Source organism: Aquisphaera insulae, assembly GCF_011064615.1.
Classification (GTDB): Bacteria; Planctomycetota; Planctomycetia; order Isosphaerales; family Isosphaeraceae; genus Aquisphaera; species Aquisphaera insulae.
The window spans coordinates 60927-82158 of record NZ_JAALJH010000034.1 but is presented as its reverse complement, the minus strand read 5'-3'; the positions used below and the strand labels follow the sequence as shown (position 1 = coordinate 82158).

Annotated in this window: 5 protein-coding genes; all 5 read left to right on the top strand. The window is 72.4% G+C overall.

The features are described 5' to 3' along the window. Positions 1-3 precede the first annotated feature (3 nt). The 5 genes from G6O54_RS18590 to G6O54_RS18570 are packed head-to-tail and all read left to right on the top strand — an operon-like array spanning position 4 to position 20978. Positions 4-11427, top strand: a complete 11424-nt coding sequence (locus G6O54_RS18590; RefSeq protein WP_165227155.1) for a non-ribosomal peptide synthetase/type I polyketide synthase — start codon at positions 4-6, stop codon at positions 11425-11427. After that, positions 11424-14672, top strand: a complete 3249-nt coding sequence (locus G6O54_RS18585; RefSeq protein WP_165227154.1) for a non-ribosomal peptide synthetase — start codon at positions 11424-11426, stop codon at positions 14670-14672. Before G6O54_RS18590 ends, G6O54_RS18585 begins: the two co-directional genes overlap by 4 nt. Continuing rightward, on the top strand, positions 14669-17992 hold the full coding sequence (locus tag G6O54_RS18580) for a non-ribosomal peptide synthetase (protein ID WP_165227153.1): 3324 nt from the start codon (positions 14669-14671) through the stop codon (positions 17990-17992). The genes G6O54_RS18585 and G6O54_RS18580 overlap by 4 nt, the downstream gene beginning before the upstream one ends. Next, positions 17992-19671: a cyclic peptide export ABC transporter gene (locus tag G6O54_RS18575; RefSeq protein WP_165227166.1), complete on the top strand. Its 1680-nt coding sequence runs from the start codon at positions 17992-17994 to the stop codon at positions 19669-19671. Before G6O54_RS18580 ends, G6O54_RS18575 begins: the two co-directional genes overlap by 1 nt. Further along, complete coding sequence (locus G6O54_RS18570; RefSeq protein ID WP_165227152.1) at positions 19668-20978, top strand: efflux RND transporter periplasmic adaptor subunit; 1311 nt, start codon at positions 19668-19670, stop codon at positions 20976-20978. Before G6O54_RS18575 ends, G6O54_RS18570 begins: the two co-directional genes overlap by 4 nt. Positions 20979-21232: the final 254 nt, after the last annotated feature.

Here is a 21232-nt window from a genome sequence, read left to right as displayed (position 1 = left end):
TTCATGAGGCCGAGCCCAGCGACAGACGTGCCGCGAGATAGCTTCGTTGAAGTCCAGAGCATCCGGGCGGCGGAAGCCCCGGATCGGACCGTCTTCTCCTTCCTGGCGGACTCCGACGGCCCGGGCCTCGTCCCGGCCATGCTAAGCCGGCGGGAGTTGCAGGTCCGCTCCCGCGCCCTGGCGACGAGGCTCCAGGAGCGGGGCCTCGCCGGCTCGCGGGCCCTCCTGCTCTTCCCGCCCGGCCTCGAGTTCATCGTCGGGTTCTTCGGCTGCCTGCATGCCGGCGTCATCGCCGTGCCCGCCTACCCGCCCCGGCTCAACCGGCCCATGACGCGGCTCCGATCCGTCGCGGCCGACGCCGAGCCGGCCGTCGTCCTGACCTGCGATTCGCAGCGGGGCCTGGCGGATCGCTGGCGCGAGGGCGTCCCGGATCTGTCCCGGTGCGAGGTCCTCTACACCGACGAGGAGATCGCCGACGGCTCCGCGGAGGACGCCGCCGCTCGCTGGCAGGACCCTCGGGTCGGCAGCGACTCGCTCGCCTTCCTCCAGTACACCTCCGGCTCCACGGCCGATCCCAAGGGGGTGATGATCACCCACGGGAACCTGCTGGCGAACTCCGCCCTGATCAACGCCTGCTTCGGGGCGACCGACGCGGACCGCGGGGTCTTCTGGCTCCCCCTCTTCCACGACATGGGTCTCATCGGGGGGGTCCTCCAGACGCTCTACTGCGGCGGCAGCTCCACGCTGCTCTCCCCCGTGTCGTTCCTCCAGCGGCCGATTCGCTGGCTGGAGGCCATCTCGCGGACCGGCGCGGCGATCAGCGGCGGGCCCAACTTCGCCTATGACCTCTGCGTCGAGAAGACCACGCCGGAGCAGCGGGCCGCGCTCGACCTCAGCCGCTGGCGAGTCGCGTTCAATGGGGCGGAACCCGTCCGCGCCGAGACCCTGGAGCGATTCGCCGCGGCCTTCGCGCCGGCCGGATTCCGCCGCGAGGCCTTCCTCCCCTGCTACGGCCTGGCGGAGTCCACCCTGCTGGTCGCCGGCCGCCCGGTCGGGCCGAGCTGGGCGCCGGTCACGGTCGACGCCCACGCGCTGGACCGCGGCCGCGCGTCGGACCCCGCGGGCGGCGCCCCTTCGCGCCGGCTCGTCGGCCACGGAGGCCCGCTCGTGGGGGCCCGCGTCGTCATCGCCGACCGCGACTCGGGGCTCCCCTGCGAGGAGGGCCGCGTCGGCGAGATCCTGGTCGCGGGGCCGAGCGTGGCGAAGGGATACTGGAACCGCCCCGAGGAGTCGGCCGCCACCTTCGGCGGCCGCGTCCCGGACGCCGCAACGGAACGGTTCCTCCACACCGGGGACCTCGGCTTCCTCCGCGGGGGCGAGCTCGTCGTCACGGGCCGGATCAAGGACCTGATCATCGTCCGCGGGCGGAACCTCTACCCGCAGGACATCGAGCGGACCGTCGAGGCTTGCCACCCCGCCGCCCGCGCCGGGGGCTGCGCCGCGTTCTCCGTCGAGATCGGCCGCGAGGAGCGGCTCGTCATCGTCCAGGAGGTGGAGCGAGCCCGCCGCGGAGAGTCGGCCGACGAGCCCCTCGCCGCGATCCGCGAGGCCGTCGCGCGAGAGCACGACGTCGAGGTGGGCGCCATCCGACTGATCCGGCCATTCAGCCTCCCGAAGACCTCCAGCGGCAAGGTCCAGCACGGCGCCTGCCGCGACGCCTTCCGGGACGGTGGCCTCGAGATCGTCGCCGCCTGGGATCGCCCCGCCGCCGACGCCCCGCCGACGCCCGCCGAGGGCCCCACCGACGAGCCCCCCTCGCCGCCCGCCCGCTCGCGCCGCGAGATCGCCGGCTGGCTCGCGGAGCGGATCGCCCGGCCGCTCGGGCTGAAGCCTCGCGAGGTCGACACCTCGCGACCGCTCGCGAGCTTCGGCCTCGGCTCCGTGGAGGCCGTCGGCCTGGCCGGCGACCTCGGCGGCCTGCTCGGCCGCTCCGTCTCTCCTTTATTGATTTACGATCATCCGACAATCGACGCGATCGCGGAGTTCCTGGCGGAGGAGCCGGGGGCGTCGCCGGCGGCCCCCGGGGAGGGGACGAAGGGCGATCCCTCGCGAGAGCCGATCGCGGTGATCGGGATCGGCTGCCGGTTCCCCGGCGCGGCCGATCCGTCGGCCTTCTGGTCGCTCCTGTCCGAGGGGCGGGCCGCGATCGGCCCGGTGCCGGCGTCGCGCTGGCCGGAGTCGATCGGGGAGTCCCGCGGCATCCCGCCTCGCGGCGGCTTCCTGGAGGACGTGGCGGGCTTCGACGCCGATTTCTTCGCCATCGCCCCGCGCGAGGCGGCGCTCATCGACCCGCAACACCGCCTCCTCCTGGAGGTCTCCTGGGAGGCCATGGAGGACGCGGGGCTTGTCGCCTCGCGGCTGGCCGGATGTCCGGTCGGCGTCTTCATGGGCGTCGCCACGAACGACTACGCCCAGATCCAGGCGCGGCGGGGGTCAGCGGCGGACGCCTACCGGGTCACCGGCGGCGCGGGGAGCATCGCGGCCAATCGGCTCTCATATGCCTTCGATTTCCGCGGGCCGAGCCTGGCGATCGACACGGCCTGCTCGTCCTCGCTGGTGGCGGTGCAGCTCGCCTGCAAGAGCCTCCGCGAGGGGGAATCGACGCTGGCCCTGGCGGGGGGCGTGAACCTGGTCCTCTCGCCCGAGGTCGCGGAGAACTTCGCCCGCCTCGGCTTCCTCGCGCCGGACGGCCGCTGCAAGGCGTTCGACGCGAAGGCGGACGGCTACGTCCGCGGCGAGGGGGCGGGCGTCGTCGTCCTCAAGCCCCTCTCGAAGGCGATCGCCGACGGCGACCCGATCCACGCGGTGATCCGCGGCGGCGCGGTGAACCAGGACGGCCGGACCAACGGCCTGACCGCGCCCAGCGGAGCGGCCCAGGAGGCCGTCCTCCGCGCCGCCTACCGCGACGCGGGAATCACGCCGGGCGACATTTCCTACGTGGAGGCCCACGGCACTGGGACGCTCCTGGGCGACCCGATCGAGGCCGCCGCCCTCGGCGCGGTGCTCGCCGAGGGCCGCGCCCCGGGCCGGCCCTGCGCGATCGGCTCCGTGAAGACGAACGTCGGCCACCTGGAAGCCGCGGCGGGGGTCGCCGGGCTGATCAAGGCCGTGCTCGCCCTCCGGAACCGATCGATCCCCCCGAGCCTGAACTTCGACGAGCCCAACCCGTACATCCCGTTCGACGCCCTGGGCCTGCGCGTCCCGACCGCGGCCGAGCCGTGGCCGGCCGGCGACGGCCCGAGGCTCGCGGGAGTCAGCTCCTTCGGCTTCGGCGGGACCAACGCCCACATCGTCCTGGAGGCACCGCCGAGCATCGCGGAACGGGTGGCCTCGGGATCCGATTCGGGCCCGGTCGTCGTCCCGTTGTCCGCCCGCTCGCCGGAGTCGCTCCGATCGCTCGCGAAGGTCCTCGGCGACCGACTCGCCGATCCCGACGCCCCCTCCCTGGCCGACGTGGCGGCGACCATGGCGAGCCACCGGGACCACCATGACCATCGCGCGGCGATCGTCGCCTCCGATCGCGCCTCGCTGCTCGAGGGGATCGACGCCCTGCTCGCGGGCAAGGCTCGGTCCGGTGTGTCGAAGGGCCGCCGCCCCTCCCACGGTCGGCCGTCGGTCGCCTTCGTCTTCTCGGGGCAGGGGGGCATGTGGCCGGGGGCGGGACGGTCGCTCGCCTCCGCCGAGCCGGCCTTCCGCGACGCGCTCGAGGCGTGCGACCACGCGCTGACGCAGCACGGCAACGGCTCGCTCCACGGCGTCTTCTTCGGCCACGAGGACCTGCCGTCCCGGGGCGACCCCGCGCTCGACCAGCCGCTCCAGTTCGCCCTCCAGGTGGCCCTGGCGGCGCTCTGGAAATCCCGGGGTATCGAGCCGGACGTGGTCGTGGGCCACAGCCTGGGGGAGGTCGCCGCGGCCCATGTGGCGGGGATCCTCAGCCTGGAGGACGCGGCGCGGATCGTCGTCCATCGGGGCCGCTCGATGCGGCAGGCGGCGGGGCACGGCCGGATGATCGCCGCCGCGATCGATGCCGCGGAGGCCCGCGAGCGGCTGGCCGGCCGCGGAGGCTCCCTGGCGCTGGCCGCGATCAACGGCCCGCGGTCGGTGAGCATCTCCGGCGACCCCGAGGCGATCGACGCCCTGGCCGCGGAGCTCCGCGCCGGATCGCGCGCGGCGCGGTCCGTCGACGTCTCGATCGCCTTCCATGGCCCCCAGATGGACGGCCCCCGCGCCCTCCTGGAGAAGGCCCTGGCGGGGCTCGCCCCGCGGGACGCCACCACCCGCTTCGTCTCCACGGTGACCGCCGGCGACCTGCGCGGCCCCGACCTCGACGCCCGCTACTGGGGCCGGAACGTCCGCGAGCCGGTCCTCTTCGAGCCGGCCCTCCGACTCCTCTCGGCGGAGGGCTTTCGCATCGCCGTGGAGATCGGAGCGCACCCGATCCACGCCGCCGGCATCGCGGCCACCCTCAGCGATAAGGATGAGCAGGGCCGCCCCCTGGTGGTCGAGTCGATGCGACGCGGCGATGATCGCGGGATGGCCATGCTGGAAGCCGTCGCGGACCTGTACGCGGCCGGCTGCGACCTCGATTGGGAGCGACTGGCACCGCCCGGCCGGCTGGTCTCGCTCCCGACCTACCCGTGGTCGCGGTCGGATTACTGGCTCGAGGATGAGCCCGAGCCCCTCCCGGCCGCCTCCTCCTCGAACGGCCGCTCCACCAACGGGCACGTGACCAACGGGCACGGCCGGATCATGGCGTACGCGCCCGCCGGCGGCCGCCCCACGAACGGCGCCGGATCGAAGCTCCTGCATCGCATCCGGTGGGAGTCAATCGCGACGAGCCCATCATCGCCGACGGACCTGGCCGGGCACTGGCTCGTCCTCGGCGGAAAGTCGCACGAGATCGCCCGGCGGATCGGCCGCCGCATCGAGGATGCCGGCGGCTCCTGGGAAGCCTGCGAGAGCCTCGACGACGTTGATCACCCCTGTCGCGGGGTGATCGACGTGCGCCCCCTCGGCCTCGCCCAGGCGAATAGCCTCGACGCGATCGAGGAGGGGCATCGCCTCCTTCTCGGCGGCCTGCTCGACCTCGTCCGCGTGCTCGGCCGGAGCGACGACTCCCAGAAACCCCGGCTCTGGATCGTCACGCGGGGTGCACAACGTGTCTTCGCGGACGATGCCGCGCCGGACCTGGTCCAGGCTCCGCTCTGGGGCTTCGGCCGCTCGCTGGCCCTGGAGATGCCCAGGATCTGGGGCGGGCTCATCGACCTCGACCCGGGCGAGCCGATGGACCCGGACTCGCTCATCGCGGCCCTCCGCGCCACGGCCGCGCAGGACGCCGTCGCCGTCCGCGGCGGCCGGCACCTCGCCGCCCGGCTGGAAGCGATCGACGCGGACTCGATGCACGCGGACGGGCTCGCCATCAGGCCCTCCGGAACCTACCTGATCACCGGCGGCCTGGGCGACCTTGGGCTGGCCGTGGCGCGGGACCTCGTCGGCCGCGGGGCGAGGCGGCTCGTCCTCCTCGGCCGCTCGCCGATTCCCCCGCGATCCGCCTGGGAATCGCTCCCCGCGGGAGATCCGTCGTCGGCCCGGGTCGCGGCGATCCGCGCGTTCGAGGAGCAGGGGGCGACGGTCGTGACGGCGGCCGTGGACGCGGCCGACCGGCCGGCGATGGCGGCCCTGCTGGACGACCTGGCGCGGTCCTTCCCGCCGATCCGGGGCGTCGTCCACGCGGCGGGCGTCATCCGGCCCCGCCCAGCCTTCGAGATCGACGAGGGGGCGCTGCTGGAGACGCTCCGGCCCAAGGTGGCCGGCGGCTGGAACCTCCACGAGCTGACCCGCGACCTGGACCTGGATTTCTTCGTGCTCTTCTCGTCGGTCGCATCCCTCTGGGGCTCGCCGAAGCAGGTCGATTACGCCGCGGCCAACGGCTTCCTGGACGCCCTGGCGGAAGCCCGACGTGCCTCGGGCCGGCCGGCCCTCTCGATCCAGTGGGGCCCGTGGGGCGAGGTCGGCATGGCCTCGCGCGAAGGCCGCAACGCGGCGCTCGCCCTGCTCGGCCTGAAGCCGCTGGCGGCCGCTTCCGCGCTCGAGGCGCTCGACCGGCTCGCGGGCGGGCCGCTCGCCCTGGCCGCGGTCGTGGACGCCGACTGGACGAGGCTGAAGGACCTGCACTCCGGCGACGGTCGCAATCGCCTGCTCGAGCGGATGGCCGGCGGGACGCCGGCCAACGACCACTCCCGCAACGGCAAGGCTTGCGCGGGCGATCGACCGCTGATCGAACGCGTGCAACGCCAGCTCGCGGCGGTCCTCCGCACGACGCCCGAGAAGGTCGATCCCGACAAGACGCTCACGATGCTCGGCCTCGACTCGCTGACGGCCCTCGAGGTCAAGGCGGGGCTGGAGGCCGATCTCGGGATCATCCTGCCCCTCTCGTTGCTCCTCCAGGGCTCGACCGTCCGCGAGTTGTCCGGGGCCGTCGAGCCGCTCCTGAGTGGCGTCGTGGGGGACGCCCCGGCCGAGTCGAGGGCCGACGGCGAGGCGCACGCGGAGATCGCGGCCACGGCGACGCCCACGCTCTCGTTCGGCCAGCAGATGGTCTGGTATGCCCACCAGTTCGCGGAGGGGGCCCGGGCCTACAACATCGGCGGCGCGGGGCGAGTCCGCGGCCCCGTGGATCTCGCCGCATTCCGGCGGGCACTACGCCGGATGATCGCGCAGCATGAGGCGTTGCGGACGGCCTTCGACGACTCCCGTGGCGCCCCCGAGGTTCGCGTCCTCGATCCCGAGCAGGTCCTGGCCGCGGAGTCCTCGTGGTTCCTCGCGGAGGATGCCCGCGGAACGGGCGAGGCCGGCATTCGCCCCCGGATCGATGAGCTGGCCTCGCGTCCCTTCGACCTGGCCAGGGGTCCCCTCTTCCGGGTCCACTTGCTGGAGCTCGGCGACGAGGACCATGCGATCCTCGTCACATTCCACCACGTCGTCTCCGACTTCTGGTCGCTGGCCGTCTTCGTGGACGAGCTCGGCCGGCTCTATGCCGAGGAACGAGAAGGCGAGGGAGCCGCCGCCGGGACCGCCTGGCTCCCGCCGATCGCTCACGGGTACGCGGACTTCGTCCGCTGGCAGCACGCCTGGCTGAACGGCCCGTCGGGGCGGAAGAGCTGGGCCTACTGGAGCCGCCAGCTCGGCGGCCCGCTGCCGGTGATCGACCTCCCCGCGGACCGGCCCCGGCCCGCCGTCCGGAGCCAGCGAGGGGCCACGCTCCACCTGGCCCTCGACCCCGAGCGGACGGCGGCCCTCGTACACCTCGGCCAGTCCCGCGGTTGCAGCCTGTACGTGACGATCCTGGCCGCCTTCCAGGTGCTCCTGTCGCGGTATTGCGGCCAGGACGACGTGATCGTGGGGTCGCCCGTCTCCGGCCGGACCCGGCCGGACTGGGAGCGGCTGATCGGCTACTTCGTGAACCTGCTGCCGATGCGCGGGGACCTGTCGGGCAATCCGACCTTCGAGGAGCTTCTGGCCCGGCTCCGCCGGGTCGTGGCGGAGGGCCTGGAGCACCAGGATTTCCCCTTCAGCCAGCTCGCCGCGCGGCTCCAGCCCAGGCCCGACCTGAGCCGCTCGCCGCTCTTCCAGGTCATGTACATCCACCAGAGGGCACACCGGCTGGAGGAGTCGGGGCTCACCCCCTTCTCGCTCGGCGCCGACGGCCTGGAGATGAATGTGCACGGGCTCCCCGTGGAGTCGCTGGCGACCGATCGCCACGCCGCGCTCTTCGACCTGACGCTCACCACCGCGATGCACGGCGACCGCCTGGCCCTGTCCCTCGAATATGCCACCGACCTCTTCGAAGCCGACACCGCCGGGCGGATGGGCGAGGGCCTGCTCAGCCTGCTGAAGGACATCGCGTCCGACCCGTCGCGGCGGATCGCCGATCTCGACGTCGTGGGCGAGGTCCAGCGAGCGAGGCTCGTCGCCGCGCCCGCCGAGGCCGAGCTTCCCGCCCCATCCCACGCGACGATCCACGAGCGATTCGAGGCCCAGGCGGCCCTCACCCCGGACGCACCGGCCCTGATCGCCGCGGAGGAGACGCTCACCTACCGTGAGCTCGACCGTCGGGCCGACCTCGTCGCCCGCCGGCTGATCGCCCGGGGCATCGGCCCGGAGGATGTCGTCGGCCTGCTCGTCGCGAGCTGGCCCGCCCGGATCGTCGGCCTGGTCGGCGTCCTCAAGGCCGGGGGCGCCTACTTGCCGCTGGACCCGGACCTGCCGGCCGAGCGGAGATCCGCGATGATCGAGGACGCGAGGGCCTCGATCGTCCTCACCGACCTCCCGCCGGAGCGGATCGACGGAGCGGCCGGCCGTGGCTGGTTGGAGCTCGACGGAGCCGACGAGCCCGAGACGGACCGCCCCGTCCGCGAGCCTTCCGGTGGCAACCTCGCCTACGTCCTGTTCACGTCCGGCAGCACGGGGCGAGCCAAGGGGGTGATGGTCTCTCACGCCAGCCTGCTGGCCGCGGGGGACGCCTGGGCGTCGGCGTACCGGCTCCGCCAGGAGCCGTTGCGGCATCTCCAGGCGGCGGCCTTCTCGTTCGACGTGTTCACGGGCGACTGGGTCCGGGCCCTGACGACGGGCGGAACTCTCGTCGCCTGTCCCCGCGATGTGCTCCTGGATCCCCGGGCCCTCGCGGACCTCATCCGACGCGAGCGGATCAACTGCCTGGAACTGGTCCCCGCGGTCGCGGAGGCCCTGGCGCGGCAGCTCCAGGAAGAAGGCCAGGGGCTCGACAGCGTCCGCCTCCTCGCCGTCGGATCGGACATGCTCCGGGGCCGCCTCTATCGGACCCTCGTCGAGCTGGTCGGCCCCGGCGGCCGGGTCGTCAACTCGTACGGCCTGACCGAGGCCACGATCGACAGCACCTACTTCGAGGGCTCGCGGTTCGAGGACGAGGAGGACGGCCGCGTCCCCATCGGCCGTCCCTTCGCCCGCACCCGGGCCTACGTCCTGGACGCGCGGATGGACCCGGTCCCGGTGGGGGTCGTCGGCGAGCTCTACCTGGGGGGCCCGGGAGTCGCCCGCGGCTACGTCGGTGCGCCGGGGCTGACCGCCTGGCGGTTCGTGCCGGATCCGTTCGGCGAGGTCCCCGGGGCGAGGCTCTATCGGACCGGCGACGTCGTCCGCTGGCGGCCCGACGGCAACCTCGACTTCCTCGCCCGCGCCGATCGCCAGCTCAAGATCAATGGCGTCCGGATCGAGCCCGCCGAGGTCGAGGAGATGATCCTGGCGCATCCGGCCGTGAGACAGGCTGTCGTCGAGGCCCGCGACGCGAGCCGGGGCCGGCGCCGCCTCGTCGGCTATGTCACGCTCGACGGACCGCTCGACGACCGGCCCGCCCCCGGGGACCTGCGCGGCTGGCTGCGGCGGCGGCTCCCCGAGGCCATGGTCCCGGCCGCGGTCGTGATCCTCGGCGAGTTCCCCCTCTCCGCCAACGGCAAGATCGATCGCCGGGCGCTCCCCGATCCCACCCCGGAGGCGGCCGACGCCGAGGGCTACGTCCCGCCGAGGACCGAGGCCGAGGCCACGCTCGCCAGGATCGCCGCCGGCCTGCTCGAGACCGACCGCGTCGGCGTCGGCGACAACGTCTTCGAGCTGGGCATCGACTCGATCCTGGGCATCCAGCTCATCGCGAGGGCCCGCGGCGAGGGGCTTTCCCTCAGCCCGGCCGACCTCTTCCGCTACCCGACCATCGCCGAGCTGGCCGCCGCGCCGGGCATCCTGCCGGATCCGTCCGGCACCGAGGTCGAGCGATTCGACCCGACCGAACCCTTCGCGCTGGTCCCCGACCGGCCGCTCCGCGAGCGACTCGCCGCGGGGGGGAGGGCCGAGGACGCCTTCCCGCTCACGCCCGTCCAGGAGGGCATCCTCTTCCAGGCGATGGCCTCGCCCGGCGCGGGGCTCTACGCCGAGCAGCTCGTCTGCCGGCTCGACGGCACCCTCGACGAGGCGACCTTCCGCGAGGCCTGGCGATGCGTCGTCGCCCATCACCCGGCCCTGCGGTCGTCGATCGCCGCCGCGCCCGACGGCCGCCACTACCTGGTCGTCCACGAGGCCCCGATCGACGTCCCGTTCGCGACCGAGGACCTGCGAGGCGTGAGAGAGGCCGACGTCGAGTCGCGGATCGCCGCGTTCCTGGAAGCCGACCAGTCCCGCGGCTTCGACGCGGAGAGCCCACCATTGATGCGGCTGACACTCTTCCGGATCGAGGACGCGGCCTACCGCCTGGTCTGGACGATCCACCACGTCGTCGCCGACGGCTGGAGCCTGGGGATCCTGCTGCGGGACGCGATCGCCGCGTACGGCTCGCTCGGCCGCGGCGAGTTGCCGGCCCTCGAGGCCAATCGGCCGTTCCGCGACTACATCGCCTGGCAGGATGGCCGCCATCCCGAGGGGGCCGAGCCGTTCTGGCGGGAAACGCTGCGAGGTGTCCGCGGGCCGACCCCGCTGGGATTGGACGGGGGCCGCGGCGGATCGCGGCACGGGCTCGTCGCCGGGCCCATGGAGGAGATCCGGCACCTCTTGCCGCCCTCCGTCGCCCGGGGCCTGAACGCGGTCGCACGAGCCGGGCAGGTGACGCTGAACACCGTGATCCAGGGGGCGTGGGCCCTTGTCCTGTCGCGGTACGGCTGCCGAAACGACGTCGTCTTCGGCGTGACGGTGGCGGGCCGCCCGGCCGAGCTGCCGGGCGTGGAATCCATGGTCGGCGTCTTCATCAACACCCTGCCGCTCCGCGTCCCGGTCGACGAGGATGCCTGGCTCCTCCCCTGGCTCCAGGGCATCCAGCGAAGGGCCGCCGCGCTCCGCCCCTTCGAGGCGCTGCCACTCTCCACGATCCACGGGTGGAGCGAGGTCTCGCCCGAGCTCCCGCTCTTCGAGAGCCTCCTCATCGTCCAGAACCTCCCCCTCTCGGGCCTGCTCGACCGCGAGGCCGGTCGGCTCGGCATCCGGTCGGCCCATTACCGGGAGCGGACGCACTATCCGATCACGATCACGGTCGTGCCCGGCACGGAGCTCGACGTCAAGGTCGGCTTCGATGCGGGACGGTTCGAGCGCGAGGCCGTCGCCTGCCTCCTCAACCAGTTCGCCCGCCTGCTGGAGTCGATCGCCGCGGACCCCGAGCGCCGCCTCGGGGCCTGCACGCTGGCGGCTGACCACTTCGGAGAGCCGGAGTCGGCCCGCTGGGACCTGGGCGGGTACGATCGCGACGGCGGGGCCGGCTTCGACGCGCTGGACATCGACATCGACGGCCTGAGCGAACAGGAGCTGGACGCCCTGATCAGCGAGCTCGGCCCGGCATCAAGGGACGAGATATGACCAGGATCCCGGGGGCCACGGGACTCACCGTCGAGCAGAAACGCTCACTCGCCGCCAAGCTCCTCCGCGAGAAGGCCGCCGCGCGGCCGGTGGCCACGACGCTGCTGCCGGGGCTCTTCGAGGAACGCGCCGCCGCCTCGCCCCTGGCCGTGGCCGTCTCCGACGGGACCGAGAGCTTGACTTACCGCGAGCTGGACCGGCGGGCGAATCGGCTGGCGCGGAGGTTGAGGTCGATGGGGGCCCGGCCGGAGTCGCTCGTCGGAGTCTACCTGGGGCGATCCTGCTCCACGCTGGCCGCCCTGCTGGCCGTACACCGGGCCGGCGCGGCGTACGTCCCGCTCGACCCGGCCTTCCCGGCCGCCCGGCTCCGGCACATGGTCGAGGATTCCGGCCTCCGCGTCGTGATCACCGAAGAGGCCACGCGCGCGGGCATCCCGGGCCTGAGCCTGGAACAGGTCTGCCTGGATGAGCCTGCGGCCACGGCCGACGACGACCGCCCGGTTCGCACGGAGATCGACGCGGGCAACCTCGCCTACGTCCTCTACACGTCCGGCTCCACGGGCAGGCCGAAGGGCGTGCAGGTCACGCACGGGGCGCTCGCCAACTTCCTGCTGTCGATGCGGTCGATCGTCGCCATGACGTCGCGCGACGCGATCCTCGCGGTGACCACCCTGTCGTTCGACATCGCCGCGCTCGAGCTCTTCCTGCCGCTCATCTGCGGAGCCCGCGTGGAGATCGCGGACCGGGAGACGGCCGCGGACGGCTCCCGGCTGGCGAGACGGCTGGACGCCCCCTCGATCACGTTCCTGCAGGCGACCCCCGCGACCTGGCGTTCCCTGCTGGAGGCCGGCTGGCGAGGCAAGCGTGGGCTGACCATGCTCTGCGGCGGCGAGGCCATGCCGCGGTCGCTGGCCGATCGCTTGCTCGACGCGGGGGAGGCACTCTGGAACGTCTACGGGCCGACCGAGACCACCATCTGGTCATCCGCCTGGCGCGTCGAGCCGGGCGACGCCCCGGTCGTCATCGGCCATCCCCTGGCGAAGACCCAGCTCCTGGTCCTGGACCGCCGCCTCCGCCCGACCCCGGTCGGCGTCACGGGCGAGCTCTACATCGGCGGCGAGGGCCTGGCCCGGGGCTATCTGAATCGGCCCGGGCTCACGGCCGAACGGTTCCTCCCGGATCCCACCGGCCGATCCGCCGGTGCGCGGATCTATCGGACGGGCGACGTCGCACGCCGCCGGGCCGATTCGACGATCGAATGCCTCGGCCGCGTCGACCACCAGGTGAAGGTCCGCGGCTACCGGATCGAGCTCGGCGAGATCGAGGCCGCGCTCTCGAGGCACGAGGCCCTCCGCGAGGCCGCCGTCATCGCCCGACCGGACGCCAGCGGCGAGTCGAGCCTGGCCGCCTTCCTCGTCCCCCGCGCCGGCGGCGCGGCCCCGAACCCCCAGGCCCTCCGCGCCTGGCTCCTCGACCAGCTCCCCGACTACATGATCCCGTCGACGCTGACGACCCTGACCGCCCTGCCTCTGACTCCGAACGGCAAGATCGATCGTCGGGCGCTCGCGGAGGCCGAATCCGCGTCGCCAGTGACGGCCGCGGCCCACCAGCCGCCGCGAGGGGCCATGGAGGAGTCGATCGCCGGCCTCTGGGCGGACCTGTTCGGCGTCCCTCGGCTCGGCGTCCTGGACAATTTCTTCGAGCTGGGGGGCCATTCGCTCCTGGTCATCCAGATGCTCGCCCGATTGCGGCAGACGTTCGGCGTGGAGGTGCCGCTCCGCGACTTCGCGGAGGAGCCGACCGTCGCCAGCCTCGCCCGGCTGGTCGAATCCTCGCTGGCGGGCCGTGGCGTCGCCGGGATGGCCCCCATCGAGCGGCGCCCCCGCGACGGCTCGCCGCTGCCGGCCTCCTTCGCCCAGCAACGGCTCTGGTATCTCGACCAGCTCGAGCCGGGCGACATCGCGTACAACATCCCGATGGCCGTCCGGCTCGAGGGGCCCCTGGACGTCGCGGCACTTTCGAAGGCAATGACCGAGATCGTCCGCCGCCACGAGACGCTCCGGACGACCTTCGAGGCCGGCGACGGCGTGCCCTTTCAGCGGATCGTCCCGGTGGCCGACCTCCCCGTCGAGGTGGAATCGCTGGAAGGGGCCGACGAGCAGGGACTACGCGAGCGGCTCCGCGAACTCGGTGGCCGGCCCTTCGACCTCGCGAACGGCCCGCTCCTTCGGGCGACGCTGCTCCGGCTCGCGCCGGAGGTCCATGTCCTCTCCCTGGTCGTCCATCACGTCGCCGCGGACGGATGGTCGATGGGGGTCCTGATCCGCGAGGCGACGGCGCTCTACGACGCCTTCCGCCGCGGCGAGCCCTCCCCCCTCCCCGAGCTCCCCGTCCAGTACGCCGACTTCGCCGCCTGGCAGCGCCGCGAGCTCTCCGGCGACCACCTGGATGCCGAGCTCGCCTTCTGGCGAGGACGCCTCGACGGCCTCGCGCCCGTCGGCTTCCCCGCCGATCGCACCACGACCGAGCGTCCGACCGGCCGCGCCGGCGAGGTCCACGCCCGGCTCGACGCCGACGCCACCGCCGCCGTCAAGCGGCTCGGCCGCGACTCCGGCGCCACCCTCTTCATGACCCTCCTGGCCGCCTTCGACGTACTCCTCTCCCGATACTCCGGCCGCGACGACATCGCCGTCGGCACCCCCGTCGCCGGGCGCGCCAGGCCCGAGGTCGAGGGCCTCATCGGCTTCTTCGTCAACACCCTCGTCATCCGCTCCGACCTCTCCGGCTCTCCCACCTTCCGCGACCTCCTCGGCCGCGTCCGACGCGACGCCCTCGACGCCTACTCACACCAGGACCTCCCCTTCGAGCGAATCGTCGGCGAACTCCGCGAATCGCCCTTCCGATCCATGCTCGTCCTCCAGAACGCTCCGCTTCCTCCGCTCGAGGCCGAGGGCCTGCGAGTCTCTGCCCTGGATCCGCCCGCGACAGTGGCCAAGTTCGACGCCACGCTCTTCGCCATGGAACGAGGTGGCGGCCTCGACCTGATCCTGGAATACCGCGACGAGCCATTCGAGGCCGGGACCATGGAACGCCTGCTGGCCGGATATCTCAGGCTCCTGGAGGAGGTCATCGCGGACCCGGACCGCCCGATCGGGGCGATCCCGCTGATCTCGCGAGATGACCGGGCCCGGATGCTCGACGACTGGAACCGGCCGGCCAGTGACGACCTGGGGATCGACCCATGAACGCTCCAGCCCGCACCGACGTCGCGGCCCCCGATCGCGGGCCGTCCATCCGGACGTCGCTCGCCCCGCTCCACCGCAGCTTCGAACGCCAGGCCGGGCGCACGCCGGAGGCCGTCGCGGTGAGGACCACCGGCGGCGACGTCCGCTATCGCGAGCTCAACGCCCGGGCCAACCAGCTCGCCAGGCGGCTCAAGTCCCTGGGCGTCGGCCCGGACGTCCTGGTCGGCGTCTGCATGAGCCGCTCCGCGGCGATGGTCACCGGCCTGCTGGCCTCCCTCAAGGCGGGCGGCGCGTACGTGCCGCTCGACCCTTCTTACCCGGCCGACCGCCTGGCCTACATGCTCGACGACTCGGCGTCGGCCGTGCTGCTGACCGAAGAGCGCCTGCTCGGCTCGCACGGGACCTTCGCCGGGCGAACGCTCTGCCTCGACCGCGACGTGGACGGCCTGGCCGAGGAGCTCGATGCCGACCTGCCCGGCGAGACACGCCCGGAAGACCTGGCCTATGTCATCTACACGTCGGGCTCGACCGGGCGGCCCAAGGGGACGATGATCACCCACGGGGGGCTGTCGAGTTACCTCGATTGGTGCATCCGGGCCTATGCGATTGCCGGCGGTCGCGGCGCACCGGTGCATTCGTCGATCTCGTTCGACCTGACGGTGACCGCACTGTGGGGGCCGCTGCTCTGCGGCGGCCGGGTCGATCTGCTCGACGAGGGCCTCGGGCTCGATCAGTTGCGCGCGGCCTTCCGCGACCCCGGGAACTACAGCGTCGTCAAGATCACGCCGGCACACCTGAAATGGCTCGGCGAACAGCTCGCTCCTGAGGAGGCCGCCGGCCGCACGCGGGTCTTCGTGATCGGCGGCGAGCAGCTCACCGCGTCCCACGTCGCCTTCTGGCACGAGCACGCCCCCGGCACGGCGCTCGTGAACGAGTACGGGCCGACGGAGACCGTCGTCGGCTGCTGCGTGCATCGGATTCCCCCCGGCCCCGTCGAATCGCTCATCCCCGTGATCCCGATCGGCCGGCCGGCCGCCGGGGCGAGGCTTTACGTTCTCGATCCCGGGATGGAGCCGCTGCCCCCGGGAATGGCCGGCGAGCTCCATATCGGCGGCCCGGGCGTGGCCCGCGGCTATCTCAACCGCCCGGGGCTCACCGCCGAGAAGTTCGTCCCCGACCCATTCTCCGCGGAGCCCGGGGCGCGGCTCTACCGCACGGGGGACCTCGCCCGCTATCGCCCGGACGGACAGTTCGAGTACCTCGGCCGGATCGACCGCCAGGTGAAGGTACGCGGCTACCGGATCGAGCCCGGCGAGATCGAGGCGGCGTTGGCTCGCCACGAACTCGTCCGCGAGGTCGCCGTCGTCCCGCGCAAGGACGCGAGCGGCACGACCGTCCTCGCCGCCTACGTCGTCCCCCGCAACGGCCTCGCCGCCCCGCCGACCGCCGAGCTGCGGGCCTGGCTGGCAGAGCGGCTCCCCGACTACATGGTCCCGGCGACCCTCACGACGATCGAATCCCTGCCGCTCACACCCAACGGCAAGCTCGACCCGGACGCGCTCCCGAAGCCCGGCGAGTCCGCATCGGCCGCCGGATTCAGCCCGGCCGCACGCCTCCCCCAGGGGCCCGTCGAGGGGGCCGTCGCGGGCCTGATCGCCGACCTGCTCGGGACCGGGCCGCTCGGGGCCGCCGAGGACTTCTTCGACCGCGGCGGCCACTCGTTGCTGGCCGCTCAGCTCCTGGCGCGGCTGCGGCAGACGTTCGGCGTCGAGATCCCGCTCCGCGGATTCGTGGACGAGCCGACGGTCGCCGGCCTCGCCCGACGGGTCGAGGCCGAGCTCTCGGGAGGCCATCGCGCCGACGAGTCCCCGATCGAACGGCTCCCCCGCGACGGCTCGCCTCTGCCGGCCTCATTCGCCCAGCAACGGCTCTGGTATCTCGACCAGGTCCACCCGGGGGACATCTCATACAACATCCCGATGGCCGTCCGGCTCCGGGGCGAGCTCGACGCCAGCGCCCTGGCGAGGGCGGTCTCCGAGATCGTCCGCAGGCACGAGCCCCTGCGCACGACGTTCGAGGCCCGAGACGGCATGCCCTTGCAGCGAATCGCCGCCCCGGTCGATGTGCCCGCACTCGAGCTGGAATCGCTCGACGGCGCGGACGACGCCAAGCTGATCCGTCGCCTCCGCGAGCTCGGCCGGGGGCCATTCGACCTTGCGAGCGGACCGCTCCTGAGGGCAAGGTTGCTGCGACTCGCCGACCAGGACCACGTCCTCGCGATCGTCCTCCATCACATCGTCTCCGATGGCTGGTCGACGGGCGTGCTCGTCCGCGAGGCGACGGCGCTCTACGACGCCTTCCGCCGCGGCGAGCCCTCGCCGCTGGCCGAGCTCCCCGTCCAGTACGCCGACTTCGCCGCCTGGCAGCGCCGCCAGCTCTCCGGCGACCCCCTGGACGCCGAGCTCGCCTTCTGGCGAGGACGCCTCGACGGCCTCGTCCCCGTCGGCTTCCCCGCCGATCGCGCCACGACCGAGCGCTCGTCCGGCCGCGCCGGCGAGGTCCATGCCCGGCTCGACTCCGACGCCACCGCCGCCGTCAAGCGGCTCGGCCGCGACTCCGGCGCCACCCTCTTCATGACCCTCCTGGCCGCCTTCGACGTCCTCCTCTCCCGATACTCCGGCCGCGACGACATCGCCGTCGGCACCCCCGTCGCGGGGCGCGCCAGGCCCGAGGTCGAGGGCCTCATCGGCTTCTTCGTCAACACCCTCGTCATCCGCTCCGACCTCTCCGGCTCTCCCACCTTCCGAGACCTCCTCGACCGCGTCCGTCGCGACGCCCTCGACGCCTACTCACACCAGGACCTCCCCTTCGAACGGATCGTCGGCGAACTCCGCGAATCGCCCTTCCGATCCATGCTCGTCCTCCAGAACGCTCCGCTTCCCCCGCTCGAGGTCGAGGGGCTGAGGATCAGCCCGATCGAGATCCCCGCCGACGTCGCCAAGTTCGACGCCACGCTCTACGCCCACGAGCAGGACGGCGGAGTGGACCTGGTCCTCGAGTACGACGCGGAGCAGTTCGAGGCGACGACCATGGAGCGACTGGTGACCTGCTACGCCACGCTCCTCGCCGAGTCGGCCGCGGATCCCGACAGGCCCATCGCCGAGATCCCGATGGTGACGGCGGAGGAGCGGGCCCGGATGGTCGGCCGGTGGCGAGGGCCGGTCGACGAGGAGGATGCCGGGCTCCTGGACCTGGAAGGTCTCGACGAGGCGGAGCTCGATGCCCTTCTCGCGGAGCTGGACGGAGGCGAATCCCCGTGATGGACCTCGTCCGGTTTCTCCTGGGGTGCTCGCGAGGGACCGTCCTCGCCTCGACGGCCGCCGGGGCGGTCGGCGGCGTGGCGAGCGTCGCGCTCATCGGCCTGATCCGAGGCCGGCTCGACGGCGGCAGTCCGTCGGGGGCGGCCGGCCTGGCGTTCCTGGGCCTCTGCGTCATGGCCGTCGCGATGAGGATCGCCTCGCAGGTCCTGATGATCCGCCTCAGCCAGGGGGCCGTTCGGGACCTGGCGCTGCGGGTCGTCCGGCGGACGCTGGGCTTGCCGCTCCGCGAGTTCGAGTCGATCGACACCGCGGGGTTGCTCGCCACGCTCACGCAGGACGTGGTGGTGGTGGCGAACGCCCTGTCGAACGTGCCCCAGTTCGGCATCAACGTGCCGATCGTGATCGCGAGCGTGGCCTATGTCGGCTGGCTCAGCCCGCTCGTCTTCCTCTGCGGCGTCAGCTTCGCGGCGGCCGCGGTGGCCGCGTACATGGCGATGGCCCGGCGGGCGATCCGAGACCTCCGGGACGCACGCCAGGAGCAGGACCGGATGGTGGCCGGATTCCAGACCCTGATCTCGGGCTTCCGCGAGCTGAAGCAGCACGACGGCCGCCGCGGGGCATTCCTCCGCGAGTCGCTCGAGCCGAGCTCGGCCGCCGTCCGCGATCGGTCCGTGAAGGCCCTGGCGACCTTCGCGATCGCCGACGGCTGGAGCCAGCTCGCCTTCTTCGGCTTCATCGGCTTCGTCCTGTTCGTGGCGCCCCGATTTCAACCGATCCCGGCGGGGACCCTCGCGGCGGCGGTTCTGGTGGTGCTCTACCTCATGACGCCGCTCGACATCATCATTAACGGCCTGCCGGCGATGGGGCGAGCGCGGGTCGCGCTCCAGCGGATCCGGGCGCTCCTGCCCGAGGGCGAGGGGCGTATCGAGCCGGTGCCTTCGCCGACGGCAACCCGGCCTTCGTTCCGCGAATCCGTCCGGCTGGAAGGCGTCACGTTTCGATACCAGGACGGTCCCGACGACCGCGAATTCCGGCTGGGCCCGATCGACCTGGAGCTGAGGGCCGGGGAGGTTGTCTTCCTGGCCGGCGGCAATGGCAGCGGCAAGACCACGCTCGCGAAGTTGATCTGCGGCCTGTATGAGCCGACGGCCGGGGAGGTCCTGATCGACGGCGAGCGCGTCGGCACGGAGGACGCGGCCGTGCACCGGGGCCTGTTCTCCGTCGTCTTCGCCGACGGCCACCTCTTCGGCGATTACCGCGGGCTGCCGGCCCCCCCCGAAGAGCTCGCCCGCAGGGCGGCAAGCGGCCTCAAGCGGCTGGAGCTGGCCGACCGCGTGCAGGTCGACTCCCCCGGGGAGATGTTCTCGACGACCGATCTTTCGCAGGGCCAGAGGCGACGGCTCGCGCTGCTCGGGGCCTTGCTCGAGGACCGGCCGATCCTCATCGTGGATGAATGGGCGGCCAACCAGGATCCGATCTTCAAGGGGGTCTTCTACCACCGGATCCTCCACGACCTGCGCGCCGCCGGCAAGACGCTCCTGGTCGTCAGCCACGACGAGACCTATTTCGACGTCGCCGACCGCGTGCTCCGCCTCGACGAGGGCCGAATCGTCGAGGAGACCCCGGCCAGCCCCGACGCCATCTGGCCCGGCCCCATCGGTCGAGGACTCATACGATGAAGAAGCTACTCCTCGGGATCGCCACGCTCTGGGCGGCCGGCGCCCTCGGCCTCTGGTACTGGGCCGACGCGCGGACCTCGCGTGTGACGTATCGGACCGTGACCGTCCGCCGCGGAGACCTGAAGACGACGATCAACGCCACGGGCACGATCGAGCCCGAGGAGGTCGTGGACGTCGGCGCCCAGGTCGCGGGGATGATCGAGAGCTTCGGCTCGGATCCCTCCGACGCCGCCAAGCCCGTCAGCTACGGGACCCGGGTGGAGCAGGGGACCGTCCTGGCCCGCCTGGACAGCTCCCTGTTCAAGGCGCGCGTCGAGCAGGCCAAGGGCCGAGTCGCCCGCGACGAGGCCGACATCGCCCAGGCCCGGGCCAAGCTCGGCCAGGCCGAGCGCGAGCACGAGCGGGCGAGCAAGCTGAAGGCCCGCGGCAACGGCATGATCGCCCCCCAGGAATACGACGTGGCCCTCTCCAACTTCGAGGCCGCGAAGGCCGCGCTGGTGGTCGCCGAGGGGGCGCTCCTCGTCTCGAAGGCCGACCTCCAGGAGGCCACGGTCAACCTCGGCTACACGACGATCAAGTCGCCGGTGAAGGGGGTGATCCTGGACCGTCGGATCAACATCGGCCAGACCGTCGTCGCCAGCCTGAACGCCCCGAGCCTGTTCCTGATCGCCAAGGACCTCTCGCGGATGGAGATCTGGTCCTCGGTGAACGAGACGGACATCGGCTCGATCCGCGAGGGCCAGCCCGTGACGTTCACCGTGGGCGCCTTCCCCCACGACCGCTTCGAGGGGAAGGTCACGCAGATCCGCCTGAACGCCAGCATGAACCAGAACGTCGTCACGTACACCGTCGTCGTCAGCTTCGACAACACGAGCGGCAAGCTGATGCCCTATCTCACGGCCCGGCTCCAGTTCGAGGTCGAATCCCGCAAGGATGTCCCCGTCGTGCCCAACGCCGCGCTCCGGTGGCAGCCGCGGCCCGAGAACGTGGTCCCGGAGGAACGCGCCAACCTCAGCTCGTACACTCGCCGCAACACCCGGGCCAACAAGTCCACCGCCGCGGACCACGCCGCGGGCACCGAGGCGAGGGCCGACGCCGAGCAGGACAGGAAGCCGGTCCTCTGGATCCGCGAGGGCGACTACGTCCGCCCCCTCCCCGTCGAGCTTGGCCTCACCGACGGGACCTCCACCGAGATCCGGGGCGGCGGCCTGAAGGAAGGCATGAACCTCGTCACCGGCGCCACCCACGCCGAGACCGGGACGGACGCGCTCTCCATCCTGCCGCACACCTGGACGGAGAAGAAGTAGACCACGGACGGGGAACACCGCAACGAACAACGAATAGGACCAAATTGCGTTACCACCACGGATAGCTCGGATAACGCGGATAAGATCAGCAAAGACAGGAAAGAAACGACACACAAATATTATACAACAAGTTCAAATCTCCAATTGATTTCCTTGTGTACCATCCGTGCAATCCGTGTCATCCGTGGTAGTCACTCCCCCGTTCCCTATCTCGTCGTCTTCCATTCGTGTCATCCGTGGTAGTCACTCCCCCG